At 62.5% G+C, this 19,254-nt stretch carries 20 protein-coding genes; 13 read left to right on the forward strand and 7 right to left on the reverse strand.

Annotation, left to right across the window (positions count from 1 at the left end; genetic code table 11):
• Positions 1-8: 8 nt before the first annotated feature.
• The gene (locus FA04_RS18210) at positions 9-632 is read right to left on the reverse strand and encodes a TadE/TadG family type IV pilus assembly protein (RefSeq protein WP_034805082.1); all 624 of its coding nucleotides are present in this window, start codon (positions 630-632) and stop codon (positions 9-11) included.
• Between the two features lie 116 nt (positions 633-748).
• Positions 749-1,162, reverse strand: coding sequence for a pilus assembly protein N-terminal domain-containing protein (locus tag FA04_RS18215; RefSeq protein ID WP_034805079.1), 414 nt, complete (start codon positions 1,160-1,162; stop codon positions 749-751).
• A gap of 257 nt (positions 1,163-1,419) precedes the next feature.
• Between FA04_RS18215 and FA04_RS18220 the strand changes: the two genes are divergently transcribed.
• The 10 genes from FA04_RS18220 (at position 1,420) to FA04_RS18265 (ending at position 10,507) form a co-directional block, all read left to right on the forward strand.
• A complete protein-coding gene (locus FA04_RS18220; RefSeq protein WP_034805075.1) occupies positions 1,420-1,605 on the forward strand; it encodes a Flp family type IVb pilin in 186 nt (61 codons plus the stop codon).
• A gap of 28 nt (positions 1,606-1,633) precedes the next feature.
• Positions 1,634-1,819 (forward strand): Flp family type IVb pilin, encoded by a 186-nt coding sequence (locus FA04_RS18225; RefSeq protein WP_034805073.1) that lies wholly within the window; start codon positions 1,634-1,636, stop codon positions 1,817-1,819.
• Positions 1,820-1,933: 114 nt separating this feature from the next.
• On the forward strand, positions 1,934-2,446 hold the full coding sequence (locus FA04_RS18230; protein WP_034805070.1) for an A24 family peptidase: 513 nt from the start codon (positions 1,934-1,936) through the stop codon (positions 2,444-2,446).
• A gap of 121 nt (positions 2,447-2,567) precedes the next feature.
• Positions 2,568-3,377: a Flp pilus assembly protein CpaB gene (cpaB, locus tag FA04_RS18235; RefSeq protein WP_034805067.1), complete on the forward strand. Its 810-nt coding sequence runs from the start codon at positions 2,568-2,570 to the stop codon at positions 3,375-3,377.
• Positions 3,374-4,951 (forward strand): type II and III secretion system protein family protein, encoded by a 1,578-nt coding sequence (locus FA04_RS18240; protein ID WP_051659690.1) that lies wholly within the window; start codon positions 3,374-3,376, stop codon positions 4,949-4,951. Before cpaB ends, FA04_RS18240 begins: the two co-directional genes overlap by 4 nt.
• 92 nt (positions 4,952-5,043) lie before the next feature.
• Positions 5,044-5,703, forward strand: coding sequence for a CpaD family pilus assembly protein (locus tag FA04_RS18245; RefSeq protein ID WP_034805061.1), 660 nt, complete (start codon positions 5,044-5,046; stop codon positions 5,701-5,703).
• Positions 5,704-5,721: 18 nt separating this feature from the next.
• Complete coding sequence (locus tag FA04_RS18250) at positions 5,722-7,008, forward strand: CpaE/TadZ family protein (protein WP_034805058.1); 1,287 nt, start codon at positions 5,722-5,724, stop codon at positions 7,006-7,008.
• A 17-nt stretch (positions 7,009-7,025) separates the two neighbouring features.
• Positions 7,026-8,492, forward strand: a complete 1,467-nt coding sequence (locus tag FA04_RS18255; protein WP_034805055.1) for a CpaF family protein — start codon at positions 7,026-7,028, stop codon at positions 8,490-8,492.
• A gap of 8 nt (positions 8,493-8,500) precedes the next feature.
• Complete coding sequence (locus FA04_RS18260; RefSeq protein WP_034805052.1) at positions 8,501-9,511, forward strand: type II secretion system F family protein; 1,011 nt, start codon at positions 8,501-8,503, stop codon at positions 9,509-9,511.
• A gap of 9 nt (positions 9,512-9,520) precedes the next feature.
• On the forward strand, positions 9,521-10,507 hold the full coding sequence (locus FA04_RS18265; protein ID WP_034805049.1) for a type II secretion system F family protein: 987 nt from the start codon (positions 9,521-9,523) through the stop codon (positions 10,505-10,507).
• Between the two features lie 93 nt (positions 10,508-10,600).
• On the opposite strand, the gene FA04_RS18270 is transcribed toward FA04_RS18265, so the two are convergent.
• Complete coding sequence (locus FA04_RS18270; RefSeq protein ID WP_034805046.1) at positions 10,601-11,425, reverse strand: tetratricopeptide repeat protein; 825 nt, start codon at positions 11,423-11,425, stop codon at positions 10,601-10,603.
• Positions 11,426-11,556: 131 nt separating this feature from the next.
• Here FA04_RS18270 and FA04_RS18275 point away from each other — a divergent pair, with 131 nt between their 5' ends.
• The 3 genes from FA04_RS18275 (at position 11,557) to FA04_RS18285 (ending at position 14,247) form a co-directional block, all read left to right on the forward strand.
• Complete coding sequence (locus FA04_RS18275; protein ID WP_034805043.1) at positions 11,557-12,948, forward strand: leucyl aminopeptidase family protein; 1,392 nt, start codon at positions 11,557-11,559, stop codon at positions 12,946-12,948.
• An 87-nt stretch (positions 12,949-13,035) separates the two neighbouring features.
• Positions 13,036-13,386: a MarR family transcriptional regulator gene (locus FA04_RS18280; protein ID WP_034805040.1), complete on the forward strand. Its 351-nt coding sequence runs from the start codon at positions 13,036-13,038 to the stop codon at positions 13,384-13,386.
• Between the two features lie 6 nt (positions 13,387-13,392).
• Positions 13,393-14,247 (forward strand): C40 family peptidase, encoded by an 855-nt coding sequence (locus FA04_RS18285; protein ID WP_034805036.1) that lies wholly within the window; start codon positions 13,393-13,395, stop codon positions 14,245-14,247.
• Between the two features lie 145 nt (positions 14,248-14,392).
• Here the strand turns inward: FA04_RS18285 and FA04_RS18290 are convergent, their stop codons facing one another.
• Genes FA04_RS18290 through FA04_RS18305 form a run of 4 tightly spaced genes read right to left on the reverse strand, consistent with a single transcriptional unit; the run spans position 14,393 to position 19,216 of the window.
• Entirely contained in the window at positions 14,393-15,352 is a 960-nt protein-coding gene (locus tag FA04_RS18290; RefSeq protein ID WP_034805033.1) for a 2-hydroxyacid dehydrogenase, read from the reverse strand.
• Between the two features lie 8 nt (positions 15,353-15,360).
• Positions 15,361-16,989 carry an ABC transporter ATP-binding protein gene (locus tag FA04_RS18295; RefSeq protein ID WP_034805312.1) on the reverse strand — a complete coding sequence of 543 codons (1,629 nt, stop codon included), beginning with the start codon at positions 16,987-16,989 and terminating at the stop codon, positions 15,361-15,363.
• An 8-nt stretch (positions 16,990-16,997) separates the two neighbouring features.
• Positions 16,998-18,134 carry an ABC transporter permease gene (locus FA04_RS18300; RefSeq protein ID WP_034805015.1) on the reverse strand — a complete coding sequence of 379 codons (1,137 nt, stop codon included), beginning with the start codon at positions 18,132-18,134 and terminating at the stop codon, positions 16,998-17,000.
• Positions 18,134-19,216: a microcin C ABC transporter permease YejB gene (locus FA04_RS18305; RefSeq protein ID WP_034805012.1), complete on the reverse strand. Its 1,083-nt coding sequence runs from the start codon at positions 19,214-19,216 to the stop codon at positions 18,134-18,136. Before FA04_RS18305 ends, FA04_RS18300 begins: the two co-directional genes overlap by 1 nt.
• Positions 19,217-19,254 lie beyond the last annotated feature (38 nt).

Here is a 19,254-nt window from a genome sequence, read left to right on the forward strand (position 1 = left end):
GGGGCGCCTCACTCGCTCTCGTTGCGGAAGGTGGCGGTCGCCACCATGAGATAGTCCTTCGGCATGCTTGAGCCGGCGGGCCGCAGGTTGGTGATGAACGGCCTGACGAGGTCCGTGAAGACGCTCCAGCGATAATAGGCGCGAACCACGTTGAAGGAGCCGGGGCCGCCAGGAGCAAACTTGAAGCCGGTCGTGTCGATGTCGGTGGAATCGGCCTTCCGCGGGATCAGCACGGGAAACTTGCTGAGATCACTGACCGCCCTGACGTCCAGATAGAATTGCGAGGGTAGGCCGGCTTCAGTGGCCGAGCACTTCATCAGGACCGAGATCTCGTCGCAGAACGCCTGGCGGAACTGAGCCTCGCTCATGTCGGTCTGTTTTCCCTGCTGGAAGGTGATCTGACCGGTGCGGACCTTGCGCGCCATCGTCTCCGTCGCATTCGCCAGGAGCTGGTCGCCGTAGAAGGCGGCGAAGGTTTCGAGCGAGGCGAAGATCACCACGAAGAAGGGAAGCGCGAGAATGGCGAACTCGATACTCGTCGTGCCTTTGCGGTCGCGAAGGAAGCGGCTGAAAATGCCTTTTCGCCTTTTTTCGGCCCCGCTCGGCCGCCATGTTGCCTGCTCGATGTTCATTGCGCCGTCCCATCATGTTACGCCAGACGGGCGGCAGATTATGGAGCAACCATTGATATTTCGTTCTCAGGGATGGTGCGCATTTTAACGAACCACGCGCTTCGAACCCATAAAAATCAATTGGTGCTACCTGTGGTTTTGCGTTCCGCGTGACGCTCACAATTTGGCGTGCAGGAGAGCACGGTGCGGGACGTTTGTTTATAGACGCGCACGGTGTTACCTTCGTCGATCGACACCAGGATCCGCTCGTCGACGATGGCGTTTCCGTCCTGATCGAGGATGACCAGGTTGGTGGTTCCGAAGTTGCGGCCGGTAATGACGATCGTACGGGCGTCCGCAACCGTCGCGTCCGCCACCTCGGCATTGCCGATGATGACCTTGCTGACCGGGCGATCGAGCTTCAATACGCGCGCATGATCCATATACACACGCATCATGTCGCTTTCGGCCGCGGCGGCAACCGATGGGGCGAGGGCGGCGATCGCGAATGCGAATATGGCGGCTCGGCCGGTCGCGAATGGCGTGGTCATGGCGGGTCCCTAGGTGGTGTTCACGCCATATTCACCGCTCTTGGTGAACGAACCGTTAAGTCGATTCTATCGAGGCCTTGCAGAGGCTTCGCCGTTTTCTGTTCGTTTACCCAAAAATCAGGGATGCTTCGTTAACCTTCAGGTAACCGCCTTCTTTAAGTCGATGGCAATGCGCCAGGACTAGTTTGGGGTTCATCCGATCAACGGCAACAGTTGGCGGAAGTGCTGAACAACAAACGTGAAGTAGGAGAATCATCATGAAGAAGATTTTTGCCCGTCTGATGAAGGACGAGTCCGGCGCGACCGCCATCGAGTATGGCCTCATTGCCGCGCTCATCTCCGTTGCCCTGATCGCAGGCGCAACGACCCTCGGCAACTCGCTGAACAGCACGTTCAACGGCCTCGGCGGCAAGCTGACCAGCACCACGGCTGGCAAGCTCTAATCGGGAAAGCAAGCGAGGAGAAATTCGCATGACGAAGATTTTCCATCGCCTGCTTCGGGATGAAACCGGCGCGACTGCCATTGAATATGGCCTGATCGCGGCTCTCATTTCCGTCGCCCTGATTGCTGGTGCAAGCACGCTCGGGAACTCGCTAGATTCCACGTTCAACGGGATCGGTGGCAAGATCACGACGAGCACGTCCGGCAAGCTCTGACGAACAGGTTTCGCAAGAACCTGTAATGGAGCCGCCCCCAAAAGGCGGCTCTATTGTTATCTGGAAGCCAGCAGGCATCGCAGATTGTTTGCTCTCACTTCGGAGGCAGGAAGCATGATTGAAGCTGCCATATTCGTGGTCTTCCCTTTTTGCCTGGGATTTGCGGCGTTTTCCGACCTGCTGACGATGACGATCCCGAACCGTGTTTCGGTGATCCTGCTTGGTGCCTTTTTCCTGGTGGCGCCAATGTCCGGCTTGGGGTTCGCCGAGATCGGCCTGCATCTGCTCGCGGCCGCCGCAGTCTTTGCCGCATGTTTTGCCCTGTTTGCGACGAACGTGATGGGCGGCGGGGACGCGAAGCTCCTGACGGCCTGCGCCATCTGGTTCGGCCTGACGTCGTCGTTGACGGCCTTCCTGCTTTATGTCTCGATCTTCGGCGGCGTGCTGACGCTCGCGGTGCTTTTGTTGCGCCAGCAGGAGGATACGATCCTTGCGAGCGGCATTCCTTTCCCGCAGCTTTTGCTCACGGCCAAGAAAATTCCTTACGGGATCGCGATCGCGCTTGGGGGCTTTGCCGCCTATCCCTCGTCGCCGCTTATGGAGGCGGCCTTCGCGCGGCTCACTTGAGAGGCATTTGAGCTGACTGGTCAGCTTTTGTTAACTGCGCTCATAAGTAATCCGTTAACCATAATTACACCAATTCCTGATCAATCTGAGCCTGGCATTTTTTCGGGGCTCGGAAACAATCATGAAACCGGTTCGCATCATCATACTGGCAGTGGCCGTTCTCTCGGCTGCGATGGCCGGTCTTTTGGCGATGAGGCTGACGGGCGCGCCTGCGCCACAGATGGCTGAACCGGTCGTCGAGCGTGCCCCCACCGTCAATGTGCTTGTCGCCAGCAAGAGCCTGCCCGTCGGATCGCGACTGGGCGGCGACAGCATCCAATGGATGGCCTGGCCGAAGGACGGCGTGGTCGATGGCATCATTACCGAAGAAAATCAGCCGACCGCGATCGATGATCTGAGCGGTGCCGTCGTGCGTCTGCCGATCTTCAACGGCGAACCCGTGCGCCACGAAAAGGTGGCAGATTCGTCCAGCCGCATCATGTCGTCGCTGCTGCCGGCCGGCAAGCGCGCCGTTGCGACCGAAATCACGGTCGCAACCGGTGCCGGTGGCTTCATCCTGCCGAACGACCGCGTCGACGTGATCATGGTGCGCAAGGGTGATGGCGAACTCTACCTGACCGAAACCGTGCTCAGCAATGTGCGTGTGCTCGCGATCGACCAACAGGTCGAGGAAAAGGATGACGGCACCAAGGCGGTGGTTGGAACCACGGCCACGCTGGAACTTACGCCCGACCAGTCGAAAGTGATGACGGTCGCGCAGCAGATGGCGGAACGTATTTCGCTGGCGCTCCGAAGCGTCGCCGACGCGCAGGAGTCTGACACGGACGCCGCGGACTATCTGCTGAGCGGCGACGGCCAACCGAACATTCAGGTCATCAAGTCCGGCTCCATCGTCAAGGGCGATGGAACGGTCGGCCAGACGCAGCAATGACAGACACGAGCAGGAACCAGGTGAGAACGGGGCATAAGGTGAAACGGAGCGGAAACAAATTTCGGGCGTCTGTCGCAGCCGGCCTATCATTCTGCCTGGCGGTTACCGGCATGTATCTGCCGGCGCCGACGGAAGCGTTTGCCGGCGCGTCCTCGGTCGTCCGCATCGTCGAAAGCGGCCCCGGCGTGAAGAAGAAGGTCAGCCTCGGTTTGAACAAGGCCGTAGTCGTCGATTTGCCTGCAGACGCGCATGATATCCTCGTTGCCGACCCGTCTCTCGCCGACGCCGTGACCCGTACGTCGCGGCGCATCTACCTCTTCGGCAAGTCCGTCGGCCAGACCAACATCTTCGTCTTCGGTCCCAATGGCGAGGAGATCGTCTCCCTCGACATCGAGGTCGAGCGCGACGTCTCCAGCCTTCAGTCCAACCTGCGCCGCTTCATTCCGGACGCCGATATCAATGTCGAGATCGTCTCGGACAACATCGTGCTGACCGGCACCGTGCGCACACCGCTCGATTCCACCCGTGCCGTCGACCTTGCCAAGGCCTTTCTTCAGGGCGGTGAGGCGACCACGCGCAACATCACGGCCCAGGGCAACAATGGTGACGCCGATATTTTCGCCGAAGACCGCCAGGTGTCGCAGATCGTCAATCTCCTGACTATCGATGGCGACGACCAGGTCAATCTCAAGGTCACCGTGGCCGAGGTCAGCCGCCAGGTGCTGAAACAGCTCGGCTTCAACGGCCGTGTTGGCGACGGCGAAAGCGGGATTGCTTTCCGAAATCCGGCCAACCTCGGCGATGCGGTCGGCGTCGGCGTGAACGCGATCATCAACAAGACGGTCGGCGGCACAGTGATTTCCAGCTACATTAACGCGATGGAGCAGGCTGGCGTCATGCGGACGCTGGCTGAGCCAAGCCTGACGGCGATTTCGGGCCAAGAAGCCAAGTTCTACGTCGGCGGCGAGTTTCGCCTGCCCGGAACCCAGGAAGTCACGATTGATGACAAGACCGGCGAGGAAAAGGTTACACGCGAAGTCAACGATGTCGAATACGGTATCCGCCTGAACTTCAAGCCGGTCGTCCTCGGCCCAGGGCGCATCAGCCTGAAGATCGAGACGAACGTCTCCGAGCCTACCTACGAGGGATCCGTCGTCACCGGCAACGGCAGGAACGCGATCCCTGGCAACACCTTCCTCGGCATCCGCAAGCGCGAGGCATCGACCAGCGTCGAACTGCCGTCCGGTGGTTCAATCGTGATCGCCGGCCTGGTTCAGGACAACATTCGCCAGGCGATGTCCGGCCTGCCGGGCGCTTCGAAGATCCCGGTGCTGGGCACGCTGTTCCGCAGCAAGGACTTCGTGCGCAACGAGACCGAACTGGTCATCATCGCCACGCCTTATCTGGTCCGTCCGGTCGCCAGAAGTGCGATCTCCCGACCCGACGACAACTTCAATCCGGCCAACGATCTCGACAGCTACTTCCTCGGCCGCGTGAACCGCATTTACGGCCGGCCGGAAGCGGCCGCTCCGGCAGGCCGTTACCACGGCAACGTTGGCTTCATCTACAAATAGGCTGGGTCATGACGCTTCGAACCGATTTCCACGTGAATTCCGAAAGGCCGAACGCCATGTCCTCAGGTCCGTCCGGAACATTCATCCGTCGCATGAGCCGGGCAGCCGTCCTGGTGCTGGCCGGTGCCCTGCTTGCCGGTTGCGGCACGAGGGACAATCTCGCGACTGGCTCCATCCCCGATGACTACCGCACCCGGCATCCGATTGTGCTCGCCGAGGGGGAACGCGTCATCGACATCCCGATCGCCTCGGGCGATCGCCGTCTTACTCAGGGTACGCGCGATGTCGTCGCCGGTTTTGCGGCCGACTATCGCAACTCGGCAAGCGGCGTCGTGCAGATCATGATGCCGCGGGGCGCTGCCAACAGCCACGCCGCCCAGGCGATGCGCCGGGAAATCCGCGGCGTGCTGGTGAATGCAGGCGTACCGGCCAAGAGGTTGCTGGAGACGAGCTACGACGCCGGACCCTATGGCGACGCGGCCCCTATCCGTCTGAGCTATGTGGCGATCACGGCACAGACGGGACCTTGCGGCACCTGGCCGGAAGACCTGAACCTCAACACCTTGGAAAACAAGAACTATTACAACTTCGGTTGCGCCTCGCAATCGAACCTGGCGGCCCAGCTTGCCAACCCGACGGACCTCCTCGGTCCGCGTCAGATGTCGCCGATCGACGCCGAGCAACGCGGCCAGGTGATCACGGATTGGCGTGGAACCGAGAAGAAGGACGGCACGGTCATCACCTTCAACTGATATCGGCTGGATGAAAAGATGAGTACCATCGATTACAGGATCGAGACTGGCACCGAGGGGGACGACCCGTCCTTCGATGCGCGTATGAGCGATCTGGAGCAGGTTCGTCCGTTGCCGCGGATTTCGATCCACGCGTTTTGCGAAAGCAACGCGATGTTGCAGCTGATGGAGCGGTGCGGCCAGGATCGGCGCATGGCGAAAGTTAGCCTGCGCATCAACAGCGGCAGCATCGATGCCGCCGCCAACATGTTCGCGACCGTATCGACGCCCAACCTGATCATTCTCGAGACGGCGACGGAACCTCGGTCGCTGCTGACCGAACTGGCGCCGCTGGCGGAAGTCTGTGACCCCAGCACCAAGGTGATCCTCGTCGGCAAGCACAACGATATCGGGCTCTACCGCGAACTCATCCGCAACGGCATTTCCGAATACATGGTCGCGCCGGTCTCGATGCCGGACATTCTCACTGCCGTTTCGGCGATCTTCGTCGACCCGGATGCCGAGCCCTTGGGGCGAAGCATCGCCTTCATCGGTGCGAAGGGCGGTTGTGGATCGTCCGTGATCGCGCACAATTGCGCCTGGGGCATCTCCAGCCTATTCTCGACCGAAACGATTCTCGCTGATCTCGACTTGCCCTATGGCACCGCCAACATCGATTTCGACCAGGATCCGCCGCAGGGCATCGCCGAGGCGGTCTTTGCGCCGGAGCGCCTGGACGAGGTATTTCTCGATCGCCTGCTGACCAAGTGCTCCGAGCACCTGTCGCTGCTTGCGGCACCTTCGATGCTCGACCGCGCCTATGATTTCGAGACCGGGGCTTTCCACCCCATCCTCGAGATCCTGCAGCGCAGCGCCCCCGTCTCCGTTCTCGACATTCCGCATCTGTGGACGGACTGGACACGGTCCGTGCTCGGCGAAGCCGACGAGGTGGTGATCACGGCGATCCCGGACCTTGCGAGCCTGCGCAACACCAAGAACCTGCTCGACGCCCTGAAGAGGCTGCGCCCCAACGACAAGCCGCCCCACCTGGTGCTGAACCAGGTCGGCATGCCGAAACGGCCGGAGATCGCCGCCAACGAGTTCTGTGATTCGCTGGAAATCGAAGCCGCGGCCATCATTCCCTTCGATGCTGCCCTGTTCGGTAACGCTTCGAACAGCGGGCGGATGATCGCCGAAATCGACAAGAAAGCGCCGGCTGCTGAAACCTTCTCGCAGCTCGCACATCTTCTGACCGGCCGCGTGACGATGAAGAAGGCCCGGCGCGGCGGCCTCGGCAAGATGCTTGCAGCGCTCGGCAGGAAATAGGACGTAGGATTACGCAGATGTTTGGCAAGCGCGGAAACGAAGGCTTCGGCAAAGGCGGCGGCACCCCGGTTTCCGCCCCTCCGCCGATCGTGGCTGCGGTGCAAGCGCCGGTGGTCGAGCGCGCCGTTCCGGTTCTTGCCGAAACGCCCTCCGCTGGTGCCAGGCCGCCGACGCCCGCTCCGCCGGCAAGACGGCGGCAGGCGCGGACGGAAGACTACTACGACACGAAATCGCAGGTCTTCTCCGCGCTGATCGACACGATCGATCTGTCGCAGCTCGCCAAGCTCGATACGGAGAGCGCGCGCGAGGAAATCCGCGATATCGTCAACGACATCATCACGATCAAGAACTTCGCGATGTCGATCTCCGAGCAGGAGGAATTGCTCGACGATATCTGCAACGACGTTCTGGGGTACGGTCCGCTCGAACCGCTGCTTGCCCGCGACGACATCGCCGACATCATGGTCAACGGTGCAGGCCAGACCTTCATCGAAGTCGCCGGTAAAGTGCAGGAATCGGAAATCCGCTTCCGCGACAACGCGCAGCTTCTTTCGATCTGCCAGCGCATCGTCGGCCAGGTCGGTCGCCGCGTCGACGAATCGAGCCCGATCTGCGACGCCCGCCTGCCGGACGGGTCCCGCGTCAACGTCATTGCCCCACCGCTCGCCATCGACGGCACGGCGCTTACCATCCGCAAGTTCAAGAAAGACAAGCTGACGCTCGAGCAGCTGGTCCGCTTCGGCTCGATAACGCCAGAGGGCGCCGTTCTCCTGCAGATTATCGGTCGCGTCCGCTGCAACATCGTCATTTCGGGCGGCACGGGCTCGGGCAAGACGACGCTTCTCAATTGCCTGACACGCTATATCGACACGGATGAGCGCGTGATCACCTGCGAAGACACGGCCGAACTCCAATTGCAGCAGCCGCATGTCGTGCGCCTCGAAACCCGCCCACCGAACATCGAAGGCGAAGGCGAGATCACCATGCGCGATCTCATCAAGAACTGCCTGCGCATGCGCCCCGAACGCATCATCGTCGGCGAAGTGCGCGGCCCGGAAGTCTTCGACCTGTTGCAGGCGATGAACACCGGCCATGACGGCTCGATGGGAACCATCCACGCCAACACGCCGCGCGAATGCCTGAGCCGCATGGAATCTATGATCGCGCTTGGCGGTTATACGCTGCCGGCAAAGACCGTGCGCGAGATCATCGCCGGATCGGTGGACGTGATCATCCAGGCGTCCCGCCTTCGCGATGGTTCCCGCCGCATCACCCACATCACCGAGGTGGTGGGCATGGAAGGCGACGTGATCATCACCCAGGACCTGATGCGCTACGAGATCGATGGCGAAGACGCCGGCGGGCGGATCATCGGCCGCCACATGTCGACCGGCATCGGCCGGCCGCACTTCTGGGATCGCGCGCGCTACTTCAACGAGGACAAGCGACTGGCCGCGACCCTCGACGCGATGGACAAGGGCTAGGAGCTGCGATGTTCGGGATAGACATCACCGTTATGGCGCTAGCGGCCCTCGTCGCCATATCGGCGGCGGCGCTTGCCTACGGCCTGCTGTTCTCGCGCATCGAAAGCGAAAAGAAGGCGGAAGGCCGCGTGCGCAAGATCAGCGCGGCGGAAACCGACCGCGCCAAGATGAAGGCCGCGCGCGACCGCGTGAGCGAACTGTCGAAACGGCGAAAATCCGTCCAGGATTCGCTGAAAGAATTGGAAAAGAAGCAGCAGGAACGCTCGGCAAAGACAGCGCCCTCGATGAAGGTGCGTCTCACCCAGGCGGACCTGTCGATCTCCATCGGGCGCTTTTATCTGTTCAGCGCGCTCTTCGGCTTTTTCGCCTTTCTGGTCGTGCTGATACTGGGCGCCGGGCTCCCCATTGCCGTCGGCTTCGGCCTGGTCGCCGGGCTCGGCCTGCCGCGCTGGTTCATCGGCTACCTGGTCAAGCGGCGCTGCAAGAAGTTCCTCGAGGAATTCCCGAACGCGCTTGAGGTCATGGTCCGCTCGATCAAGTCGGGCCTTCCCTTGAACGACGCGCTACGTCTCATCGCCGCCGACGGCCAGGAGCCGGTCAAGACCGAGTTTCGCCGCGTGGTGGAATCCCAGCAGGTGGGCCTGAGCGTGACCGAAGCCTGCGCCCGTATGGTCAACAGCATTCCCCTGCCGGAGGTGAATTTCTTCGCCATCGTGATCGCCATCCAGGCGCAGGCGGGCGGCAATCTCTCGGAAGCCCTAGGCAACCTGTCGAAGGTCCTGCGCGAGCGCAGGAAGATGAGAGCGAAGGTCAGTGCCATGTCGATGGAAGCCAAGGCCTCGGCCTGCATCATCGGCGCCCTGCCGTTCATCGTCGCGCTTTTGGTCTACCTGACATCGCCCGCCTACATGATGGTGCTTTTCACCGACCCCCGCGGTCATCTGATCATCGGTGCCGGCCTGTTCTGGATGAGCATTGGCATTTGGGTGATGCGCAACATGATCAACTTCGACATCTGAGGGGCGTCGATGAGCACTGACCTGATCAAGACCCTGACCGATCCCAACGTCGTCGTCGCCATTCTGGTTTCGCTCGCCGTGCTCGCAACCTTCTATTCGCTGATCGTGCCGCTGTTCGATCGCGGCGATCTCGGCAAGCGGATGAAGTCCGTTGCGACCGAGCGCGAGCAGATCCGGGCGCGCGAACGCGCGCGGCTTGCCGCCGAGGTTCAAAACGGCCGGGCAAGCCTGCGCGGGCAGAACAACGCCTCCATCCGCCAGGTCGTCGAACGGCTCAACCTGCGCTCGGCGCTCGTCGACGATAATACCGTCAACCGGTTGAAAATGGCCGGCTTCCGTTCGCAGAACGCGCTCAACACCTTCCTGTTCGCGCGCTTCTGCCTGCCCTTCCTGTTTCTGCTCGTCGCGCTCGTCTATATCTTCGTACTCGGCAATTTTGCCGACAAGCCGCTGATGGTGCGGCTCTTCTTTGCGATCGGCTTTGCCTATCTTGGCTTTTATGCGCCGAACATCGTCGTGGCCAACGCCATCACCAAGCGCCAGGCGTCGATACGCCGGGCCTGGCCGGATGCGCTGGATCTCCTGCTGATCTGCGTCGAATCGGGCGTGTCGATGGAGCTCGGCATGCGTCGCGTCGCCGACGAGGTGGCATCGCAATCGCAGCAACTGGCGGAAGAGCTGGTGCTGACGACGGCGGAACTGTCGTTTCTGCCCGAGCGCCGGGTTGCACTTGAAAATCTCGGACAGCGCACCGGCCTCGACGAGGTGAAATCCGTGGTCCAGGCACTGATCCAGGCGGACCGCTACGGTACGCCGATCGCTCAGGCCCTGCGTGTGCTAGCGCAGGAAAGTCGCGACCAGCGCATGACGGCAGCCGAGAAGAAGGCGGCTGCACTGCCGCCGAAGCTGACTGTACCGATGATCCTGTTCTTCCTGCCGGTGCTGGTCGCCGTCATCCTTGGACCCGCGGGCATCCAGGTCGCCGACAAATTCTAGGCAGCGGCGCCGCTGTCGGCGCTCTACAATCATGGGCGGTAGATGGGAAGCGCTAGAGGCGCCAGGAGCGTCTCTGAAGAACGCGGCGCGCCTTTAGTTGGCGACCTTCTTGTCGTCGGCCTTGGCGAGCTCTTTCCATGCGCCCTGCTGCGAAAGCATTGAGCGCAGATAGGCGACGTTCGCTTCCGCCTGCTCGCTGGAAAGCTCCTGGCGGGCGATCGTCTCGGCTTCCTGGAAGCGGCCCTGAAGGCCGACGGCGAGCGCGAGGTTCTGGCGCACGCTGCTGTCGGCGCCGGGCTGGCTTGCCGCCAACTTGAGATAGGTTTCGGCGGTGCGAAGGTCCTTGGTCAAAAGATAGGACATGCCGAGATTCGAGAGTACTGACGGCTCGTTCGGCTTGAGGTCGAGAGCCTCGCGGTAGCGCAGTCGCGCCTCCTGGGCGCGGCCCAGCTGGTCGAGGATTGCGCCCTCGGCCGATTTCAGCTTCCAGTCTGGACGGTCGGGTGTCTGCGCTCGGCCGATTGTCGCAAGCGCCTGCTCGAGCTGACCGGCGGCGGCCTGTGCCTTGCCGTAGGCGCCGAGCACTTCGCGGTCCGACGGATGGTTGATCGCGACCTGCTGCATCACCGCAAGCGCCTGCTCATTGCGGCCAGTCATGCGCAGGAGATTGGCATAGTTGAGGCCCGCTTCGCGATCCTTGGGGTTCTTTTCATACGCCTGGCCGATGCTTTCGGCAGCGGCCGAAAGCTCAGGCGCGGTCATCGACTGCACCGGTTTTGACGTTCTGGAGATCGACCCTGTCGTCAGTTCCTTCTTCGGCTGGTTGGCGCAGCCGGCAAGCGAAAGCGCCACCAGCGCGATCGCCGCGCCCTGCAAGAAACGGGCGCGTTTCGAGGATGAGGTCGTATATTTGGCCATGTGTGTCCCCAGCATGCATTCGCGCACCTGAACTTCAGACAACACCGGCGCAACTTTCACTCCAGCAATAATCTGTTAACCCTAACAGAGCGTTAATGGCGCGATTCCATCTCTGTCAGCCGAGGACTTTCATGGCTCCCTATCAGTTCATCGAGCGGCCGTCGCCGTTCAACACCAGCGCCGGCAAGACCCTGCCGATCTTCGCCGTCACGCCGGCGCATATCGAGACGGGGACGATCGACCCGATCGCTTTGGACTGGGCGCGCAAGGCATGCTTTACGGCCGAGTCCGGCGCGGTGTTGTTGATCCCGTCCGCCGACGGCCATCTTGGCGGCGCGCTCTTCGGCCTCGGCAGCAACCCGTCGGAAGCGCCGTTCCTCGCAGGCAAGCTGGCGCGGGCGCTGCCGGCCGGCAAATGGCATATCGAAACGGCACCGCTGACGGCCAACCGGCTGGCGCTCGGCTACGGCCTCGGCTCCTATCGCTTCGAGCGCTACAAGTCCGCCAAGGGCGAACCGCCGACGCTGCTCATCCCCGCCGATGCGGACGCGACCGACATCAAGCGCCAGCTCGCTGGCGTGTTCCTCGCCCGTGACCTCATCAACACGCCGACCAACGACATGGGACCGGAAGCGCTCGAAGGCGCGTTCCGCGCGCTTGCCGCCCACTACAAGGCCGATGTTTCGGTCATAACCGGCGAAGCGCTGCTGACGCAGAACTTCCCGCTGGTTCACACCGTCGGCCGCGCCAGCGCCGAGGCTCCGCGCCTGCTGGAGCTGCGCTGGGGCAAGAAGGGCCACAAGAAGGTAACGCTCGTCGGCAAGGGCGTGTGCTTCGATACGGGCGGTCTCGACATCAAGCCGTCGGCCTCCATGCTGCTGATGAAGAAGGACATGGGCGGTGCCGCCAACGTCCTTGGCCTGGCGCTAATGATCATGGACGCCAAGCTCAAGGTGGATCTGCGCGTCATCGTGCCGGTGGTCGAAAACTCTATTTCCGCCAATGCCTTCCGGCCGGGCGACATCTATCGCAGCCGCAAGGGCCTGACCGTGCAGATCGACAATACCGATGCCGAAGGCCGGCTGATCCTTGCCGACGCGCTCGCCTATGCTGACGAAGAGAAGACGGATCTGCTCGTCGACATGGCGACGCTGACCGGTGCCGCGCGCGTCGCGCTCGGCCCGGATCTGCCGCCTTTCTTCACCGACGATGCCGATCTGGCCCACGATCTGACGGAAGCAAGCCTCGAGGTCGACGATCCGATGTGGCGCATGCCGCTCTATAACGGGTATGACAAGGATGTCTCGGCCCGCATCGCCGACCTCACCAACGCGCCTGCGGGCGGCATGGCCGGATCGATCACTGCGGCACTCTTCCTCCGGCGCTTCGTCACCAACGCCAAGAGCTGGGTCCATTTCGATATCTTCGGCTGGGCTCCGTCCGAGCGCCCGCATTCGACGGTTGGCGGGGAGGCGCAGGCAATCCGTGCGCTTTACCAGCACGTCCAGAAGATGACGAGGTAACCGCAACCAGGCGTAACCGGCAAAGAAACGCTTGCGTAACGATCCGCCGCTATCGTGGCGGATCAGTATCACGCGTAGGAGCCGCCATTGCCGATCGAGCTAACGCCCTCCCAGGCCCTCGGGCTTTGGCATTCGGTGTCGCTCGCCCAGGTTCGCGTCGACAGCCGCGACCTGACCTTGCGGCAGCTGGCGATCCTGCTGCACATCTACCTCGTGCCGCCGCCGCACACCGTGCGTGGATTGGCGGCGACGCTTGGGGTCACCAAGCCGGTCATCACCCGCGCGCTCGACACCATGGGAGCGCTTGGACTTGTCGATCGCACCCGCGACGAGCGTGATCGCCGCAACGTCGTCATCAAAAGGACAGTCGAGGGTGCTCTCTATCTTGAAAAATTCGGTGACCTGATCATTGATCAGGGCCGCAAGCAGCTGAAGTGAGTAGACATGTCGACACCGCCCGATCGCCGCCTGAACGCCTATCGCCCCGACCTCGCAGAGAGCCGGCTACGCGGTGTCGTGCAAGCCGAACGCTACGTCGAGGGAAGCGTTGCGCGCATCTCTGTTCCGGTTGCGCCCCTGCGGGCCAAGCCCGATCTCGCCTGCGGCACCGACACCGAGCTGCTGCTCGGCGAATCCGTTCGGGTACTCGACACCAACGAAAGCTGGTGTTGGGTGAAGGCCGATCTCGACGGCTATGTCGGCTATCTTCCGGAGTATTGCCTTGCGCCGGTGGTCAAGAGCCCGACCCATATCGTGACGGCGCCGCGCACCTTCGTCTATACCGGCCATGATCTGCGTTTCCCGACGGTCTATCCGCTGTCGATGGGCAGCCGGTTGACGGTTGTCGATGAACGCGAAACGAGGGGCACGCGCTACTTTCTGCTCGACGGCGGCCAGGCGGTCATCGCCAATCACTGCATCGAGGTCGGCAGTGTCGTGCCGGGAGACTATGTCTCGGTCGCTGCCCGCTTCGTCGAAACACCCTATCTCTGGGGCGGGCGTTCCGGCTTCGGCATCGATTGCTCCGGCCTTGTGCAATTGTCGATGATGATGGTCGGCAGGCAGGCGCCGCGCGATTCCGACATGCAGGCGACGGGGTTGGGAACGCCGATTGGGCGCGAAGAGCTCACACGCGGCGACCTCGTCTTCTGGAAAGGGCACGTCGCGCTGATGGAGGACGACGAAACCCTGATCCACGCCAACGGTCACACGATGACGGTTGCGCGAGAGGGCTTGGAGGCCTCGATCGAGCGGATTGGCTGGCTCTATGAGCAGCCGACGGGCTACCGCCGTCCCTGAGCGCCCGCAAACGGAGCGTAGGGGGGCGCGAGCCTCCGCAATCGTAGCCGATGAAGGCAAAACACCCGTTCACGTCGCAGAATGCGACGCTGCGTCTCTGCCAGGAGGCTCGGCGTGGCAAGCGTCGCACCTCGCTTTCGCTGGATCAGTAGCCGGCTACTTTGTCGACGACGTGTTCGAGCGCCTGTCCGCCTTCGAAGCGGGCGATCTGCTGCTCCACATGGCGGAAGAGGGCCTTGACGTCGGAGGATGCCGCCACGTGCGGTGTGACGTAGACGTTGGGCAGGGTCCAGAAGCGGCTGTCCTGGGCAAGCGGCTCCTGCTCGAAAACGTCGAGCGAGGCACCAGCGAGCACGCCGCTGTCGAGCGCCTTCAGGATGTCCGCTTCGACCTGGCTACCGCCGCGGCCGGCATTGATGAAGACAGGCGCGCCGAACGGGCCGTTACGGCTGAGCCTTGCAAACAGGCGCAGGTTGAAAATGCCGCGGGTGTCCGGCGTCAGCGGCAGCAGGCCGACAAGGAAGTCGCTGCGTGCCAGGAAGCTGTCGAGTTCGTTGCCGCCAAAGGTCTCGATGCCGGCGACGTCGCGCTTGCTGCGCGACCAGCCGATGACCTTGAAGCCCATGGCCGAGAGCTTGCGGGCGGCGTCCTGGCCAAGCACGCCCATGCCCATGATGCCGACGGTGATGTCGGCGGCTTCCGGCTGGGTCAGGTCGCGCCATTCGCGTTTCGCCGCCTGCGCCTCGTAGGTGCGGTGCTGGCGCAGGTGCATGAGGCACTGCATGACCACCCATTCGCTCATGCGCGTCGTCAGCGTCTGGTCGACGAAGCGCACGAGCGGCACTTCGGGAAGGCCCGGCAAGGTCAGGACGTGGTCGACGCCGGCGCCGCCGGAGAACACCACCTTGAGATCCGGCGCCCGGTCGAACAGGTCCGGTGCCGATTTCCAGACGACTGCATAGTCGATGCCGGAGAGGTCGCGGTTGTGGTGCACGGCATCGGCGCGGTTGATCACCTCGCGATCCGGGAAGGCCCCGCGAAGCGCCGCCTCGACCTCCTCCGGAATGAACTTCAGATCGACGATGACGGGGCTTTTTGCGGACATTCGGGCACCTATTGACGGATCGCGGTCAAGTTGACGGCTTCGAGGTTGAAGGCGGCAGCCATCAGCGCCTTCGTGTAGTCCTGGCTCGGGGCATTGAAGATGCGTTCGGCCGGGCCCTGCTCAACCACCTTGCCCATGCGCATCACGATCATCTCGTTGGCAAGGGCGCGCACGACCTTGAGGTCGTGGCTGATGAACAGATAGGCGAGGTCGTGTTTGCTCTGCAGGTCCCGCAGGAGGTCGACCACCTGCGCCTGCACGCTCATGTCGAGCGCCGAGGTCGGCTCGTCGAGCATCACGAATTGCGGCTTAAGCACCATGGCGCGGGCAATGGCGATGCGCTGCCGCTGGCCACCGGAGAACTCGTGCGGATAGCGCCAGCGGGTCGCGGGATCGAGGCCCACTTCTTCGAGCGCCGCCGCGACGCGGGCGTCGCGCTCGTTGTCGGATAGGGAGCGCTCGTGGATTTTCAGGCCCTCGGCGATGATATCGGCCACCGACATGCGCGGGCTGAGTGAGCCGTAGGGATCCTGGAAGACGATCTGCATCCGGTTTCGAAGCGGCCGCATCTCGTTGAAGCTGTAGCGGTCGATGTCCTTGCCGATGAAGGCGATGCGACCCTTCGACGAGATCAGCCGCGTCAACGCAAGCCCGAGCGTCGTCTTGCCGGAGCCGGATTCGCCGACGACGCCGAGTGTCTGGCCTGCACGCAGCTTCAGATCGATGCCGTCGACGGCCTTCACATGATCGACCACCTTGCGCAGGAATCCCGCCTTGATTGGGAACCACACCTTCATCTCAGAGGCTTCCATCACGATCGGCTTCGACGCGTCAGACGGCGGCGGATTGCCCTTCGGCTCGGAGGCGAGCAGATGGCGGGTGTAGGCATGCTGCGGATTGGCAAAGATCTCGGCGGTCGGTCCCGTTTCAACGATCTTGCCCTTGGTCATGACGCAGACCCGATCGGCGATCTTGCGCACGATGCCGAGGTCATGGGTGATGAACAGCATCGACATGCCGTGCTCATCCTTGAGCGTCTTCAACAGCTCGAGGATCTGTGCCTGCACGGTGACGTCGAGTGCGGTCGTCGGCTCGTCGGCGATCAAGAGTTCCGGTCGGTTGGCGAGCGCCATCGCGATCATCACACGCTGGCGCTGGCCACCCGAGAGCTCGTGCGGATAGGCGCTCAGCCGCTTCTCCGGCTCGCGGATGCCGACCTGGTTGAGCAGCTCGAGAATGCGCGTGCGCCGCGCTGCACCCTCCAGCCCCTGGTGCAGTTCGAGGATCTCGCCGATCTGCCGCTCGATCGAATGCAGCGGGTTGAGCGAGGTCATCGGCTCCTGGAAGATCATGGTGATGTCGTTGCCGCGGGCGTGGCGCAGCTCCGCATCGCTGGCTTTCAGCAGGTCCTTGCCGTTGAAGACGATTTCGCCGCTCGGGTGGCTGGCGGACGGGTAGGGCAAGAGCTTCAGGATCGAGTTGGCCGAGACCGATTTGCCCGAACCGGATTCGCCGACAAGCGCCACGGTCTCGCCGCGCCTGATGTCGAAGGAGATATGGTCGACGGCAACGGAGGTGTTGCCGCCCTGGTGAAAGGCGACGGAAAGGTCACGGACGGAGAGGATTGGATCTGTCATCGTCGCGCTCACCGGAACGTCTTTCTCGGATCGAAGGCATCGCGCGTCGCTTCGCCCACGAAGATCAGCAGCGACAGCATCAGCGACATGACGCAGAAGGCCGTCAGCCCCAGCCAGGGCGCCTGCAGGTTGGACTTGCCCTGGGCGATCATCTCGCCGAGCGAGGGCGATCCCGGCGGCATGCCGAAGCCGAGGAAGTCGAGCGAAGTCAGCGTCGTGATCGAGCCAGAGAGGATGAAGGGCAGGAAGGTCAGCGTCGCCACCATCGCGTTCGGCAGGAGGTGGCGATACATGATCGTGCCATTGCCGACGCCGAGCGCGCGTGCCGCGTTGACGTATTCGAAATTGCGAGCCCGCAGGAACTCGGCGCGCACGACACCGACGAAACCGACCCAGGAGAACAAGAGCATGATACCAAGCAGGATGAAGAAGCCTGGCGGCAGGATCGCGGCGATGATCAGGAGAATGTAGAGCACCGGCATCGACGACCAGATCTCGATGAAACGCTGCATCAGGAGGTCGGTCCAGCCGCCGAAATAACCCTGGATGGCGCCGGCGGTGACACCGATCACCGCCGAGGCGATGGTGAGCGTCAGGCCGAAGAGCACCGAGATGCGGAAGCCATAGATCATGCGCGCAAAGACGTCGCGGGCCTGGTCATCGGTGCCGAGCCAATTGAGGTTTCCGACGATGCAGTTCCGGTCGTTGGTCTTGTCAGGGTAGGCGGAGCAGCGCTCTTCCTTGTCCATCAGCCAGAACGGCTTGGTCGGCGCCGAATGCGGGATGTTGGAATTGACCGTCTGGTAGGAATAGCGCACCGGCGGCCAGATCATCCAGCCATTGGCCTCGATCTCGTCGCGGATGAAGTCGGAGCGATAGTCGGTCTCGGCCAGGAAGCCGCCGAACTTTTCCTCCGGATAGTCGATGACGACAGGGAACAAAAGCTCGCCCTTGTAGGAGGCGATGATCGGCTTGTCGTTGGCGATCAGTTCACCGACCAGGCTGAGCCCGAACAGCGCCAGGAACAGCCAAAGCGACCAGTAGCCCCGTCGGTTCGCCTTGAAATTCTGCCAGCGGCGCTGGTTGACCGGTGACAACCAGCCACGCGGCGCCACAGCGGTCGGGGACGTTGCGAGGCTTGCCATCAGACGTCCCTCCGCTCGAAATCGATGCGCGGATCGACCCAGGTGTAGATGAGGTCCGACAGCAGGCTGACGAGCAGGCCCATCAGCGAGAAGATGAAGAGCGTGGCAAAGACGATCGGATAGTCGCGCTTGACGACCGAATCATAGCCGAGCCGGCCGAGGCCATCGAGCGAGAAGATGTATTCGATCAAAAGCGAGCCGGTGAAGAAGGCCGAGATGAAGGCGCCGGGGAAGCCGGCGATGATGATCAGCATGGCGTTGCGGAAGACGTGGCCATAGAGCACCTGGCCGTCGGTCAGGCCCTTGGCCCGTGCCGTCGTTACATACTGCTTCTTGATTTCGTCGATGAAGGAATTCTTGGTGAGCAGCGTCGTCGTCGCAAAGGCCGAGAGCAGCAGCGTGATCAGCGGCAGCGTCATGTGCCAGATGTAGTCGAGGATCTTCTGCCACCAGGGCAAATCCCAGAAATTGTCGGAGACGATGCCACGCAGCGGGAACCAGTCGAAGAACGAGCCGCCGGCAAAGACGACGATCAGCAGGATGCCGAAGAGGAAGCTCGGCACGGCGTAGCCGATGACGATGATGCCCGAGGTCCAGACGTCGAAGGCAGAACCGTCGGATACGGCCTTCTTGATGCCGAGCGGGATGGAGATCGCGTAGGAGAATAGAAGGATCCACAGCCCGAGCGAGATCGAGACCGGCATCTTCTCCTTGATCAGATCGATCACCGAGGTGTTGCGGAAGAAGCTCTCGCCGAAATCGAAGCGGAGATAGTTCCACATCATGGTAGCGAAGCGTTCGAGCGGTGGCTTGTCGAAGCCGAATTGCTTTTCGAGCTTGGCGATGAACTCCGGGTCGAGCCCTTGAGCGCCGCGATAGCGCCCGCCTTCGTCGCCGCCGGCCTGCATCAGGTCGCCGCTGCTGCCCGACAGGCGATCGGAGCCGCCGGCATTGGTCAGGTCCGAGATCACCTGCTCGACCGGGCCGCCGGGCGCGAATTGCACCACGATGAAGGAGATCGCCATGATCCCGAAGATCGTCGGGATCATCAAAAGCAGGCGGCGCAGGATGTAGGCACCCATCAGGCGGGCCTTTCGATCGACGTGTGGGCGGTGGCCCG

Source organism: Ensifer adhaerens (genome assembly GCF_000697965.2).
Lineage (GTDB): Bacteria > Pseudomonadota > Alphaproteobacteria > Rhizobiales > Rhizobiaceae > Ensifer > Ensifer adhaerens.

Excerpts from the sequence above, each read along its gene's own strand:
- FA04_RS18260 (WP_034805052.1), top strand. The coding sequence starts at position 8,501 with ATGTTCGGGATAGACATCACCGTTATGGCGCTAGCGGCCCTCGTCGCC.
- FA04_RS18245 (WP_034805061.1), top strand. The coding sequence starts at position 5,044 with ATGAGCCGGGCAGCCGTCCTGGTGCTGGCCGGTGCCCTGCTTGCCGGT.
- FA04_RS18210 (WP_034805082.1), bottom strand. The coding sequence starts at position 632 with ATGAACATCGAGCAGGCAACATGGCGGCCGAGCGGGGCCGAAAAAAGG.
- FA04_RS18220 (WP_034805075.1), top strand. The coding sequence starts at position 1,420 with ATGAAGAAGATTTTTGCCCGTCTGATGAAGGACGAGTCCGGCGCGACC.
- FA04_RS18215 (WP_034805079.1), bottom strand. The coding sequence starts at position 1,162 with ATGACCACGCCATTCGCGACCGGCCGAGCCGCCATATTCGCATTCGCG.
- FA04_RS18255 (WP_034805055.1), top strand. The coding sequence starts at position 7,026 with ATGTTTGGCAAGCGCGGAAACGAAGGCTTCGGCAAAGGCGGCGGCACC.
- FA04_RS18300 (WP_034805015.1), bottom strand. The coding sequence starts at position 18,134 with ATGGCAAGCCTCGCAACGTCCCCGACCGCTGTGGCGCCGCGTGGCTGG.
- cpaB (WP_034805067.1), top strand. The coding sequence starts at position 2,568 with ATGAAACCGGTTCGCATCATCATACTGGCAGTGGCCGTTCTCTCGGCT.
- FA04_RS18225 (WP_034805073.1), top strand. The coding sequence starts at position 1,634 with ATGACGAAGATTTTCCATCGCCTGCTTCGGGATGAAACCGGCGCGACT.
- FA04_RS18275 (WP_034805043.1), top strand. The coding sequence starts at position 11,557 with ATGGCTCCCTATCAGTTCATCGAGCGGCCGTCGCCGTTCAACACCAGC.
- FA04_RS18305 (WP_034805012.1), bottom strand. The coding sequence starts at position 19,216 with ATGGGTGCCTACATCCTGCGCCGCCTGCTTTTGATGATCCCGACGATC.
- FA04_RS18240 (WP_051659690.1), top strand. The coding sequence starts at position 3,374 with ATGACAGACACGAGCAGGAACCAGGTGAGAACGGGGCATAAGGTGAAA.
- FA04_RS18265 (WP_034805049.1), top strand. The coding sequence starts at position 9,521 with ATGAGCACTGACCTGATCAAGACCCTGACCGATCCCAACGTCGTCGTC.
- FA04_RS18270 (WP_034805046.1), bottom strand. The coding sequence starts at position 11,425 with ATGGCCAAATATACGACCTCATCCTCGAAACGCGCCCGTTTCTTGCAG.
- FA04_RS18285 (WP_034805036.1), top strand. The coding sequence starts at position 13,393 with ATGTCGACACCGCCCGATCGCCGCCTGAACGCCTATCGCCCCGACCTC.
- FA04_RS18230 (WP_034805070.1), top strand. The coding sequence starts at position 1,934 with ATGATTGAAGCTGCCATATTCGTGGTCTTCCCTTTTTGCCTGGGATTT.
- FA04_RS18290 (WP_034805033.1), bottom strand. The coding sequence starts at position 15,352 with ATGTCCGCAAAAAGCCCCGTCATCGTCGATCTGAAGTTCATTCCGGAG.
- FA04_RS18250 (WP_034805058.1), top strand. The coding sequence starts at position 5,722 with ATGAGTACCATCGATTACAGGATCGAGACTGGCACCGAGGGGGACGAC.
- FA04_RS18295 (WP_034805312.1), bottom strand. The coding sequence starts at position 16,989 with ATGACAGATCCAATCCTCTCCGTCCGTGACCTTTCCGTCGCCTTTCAC.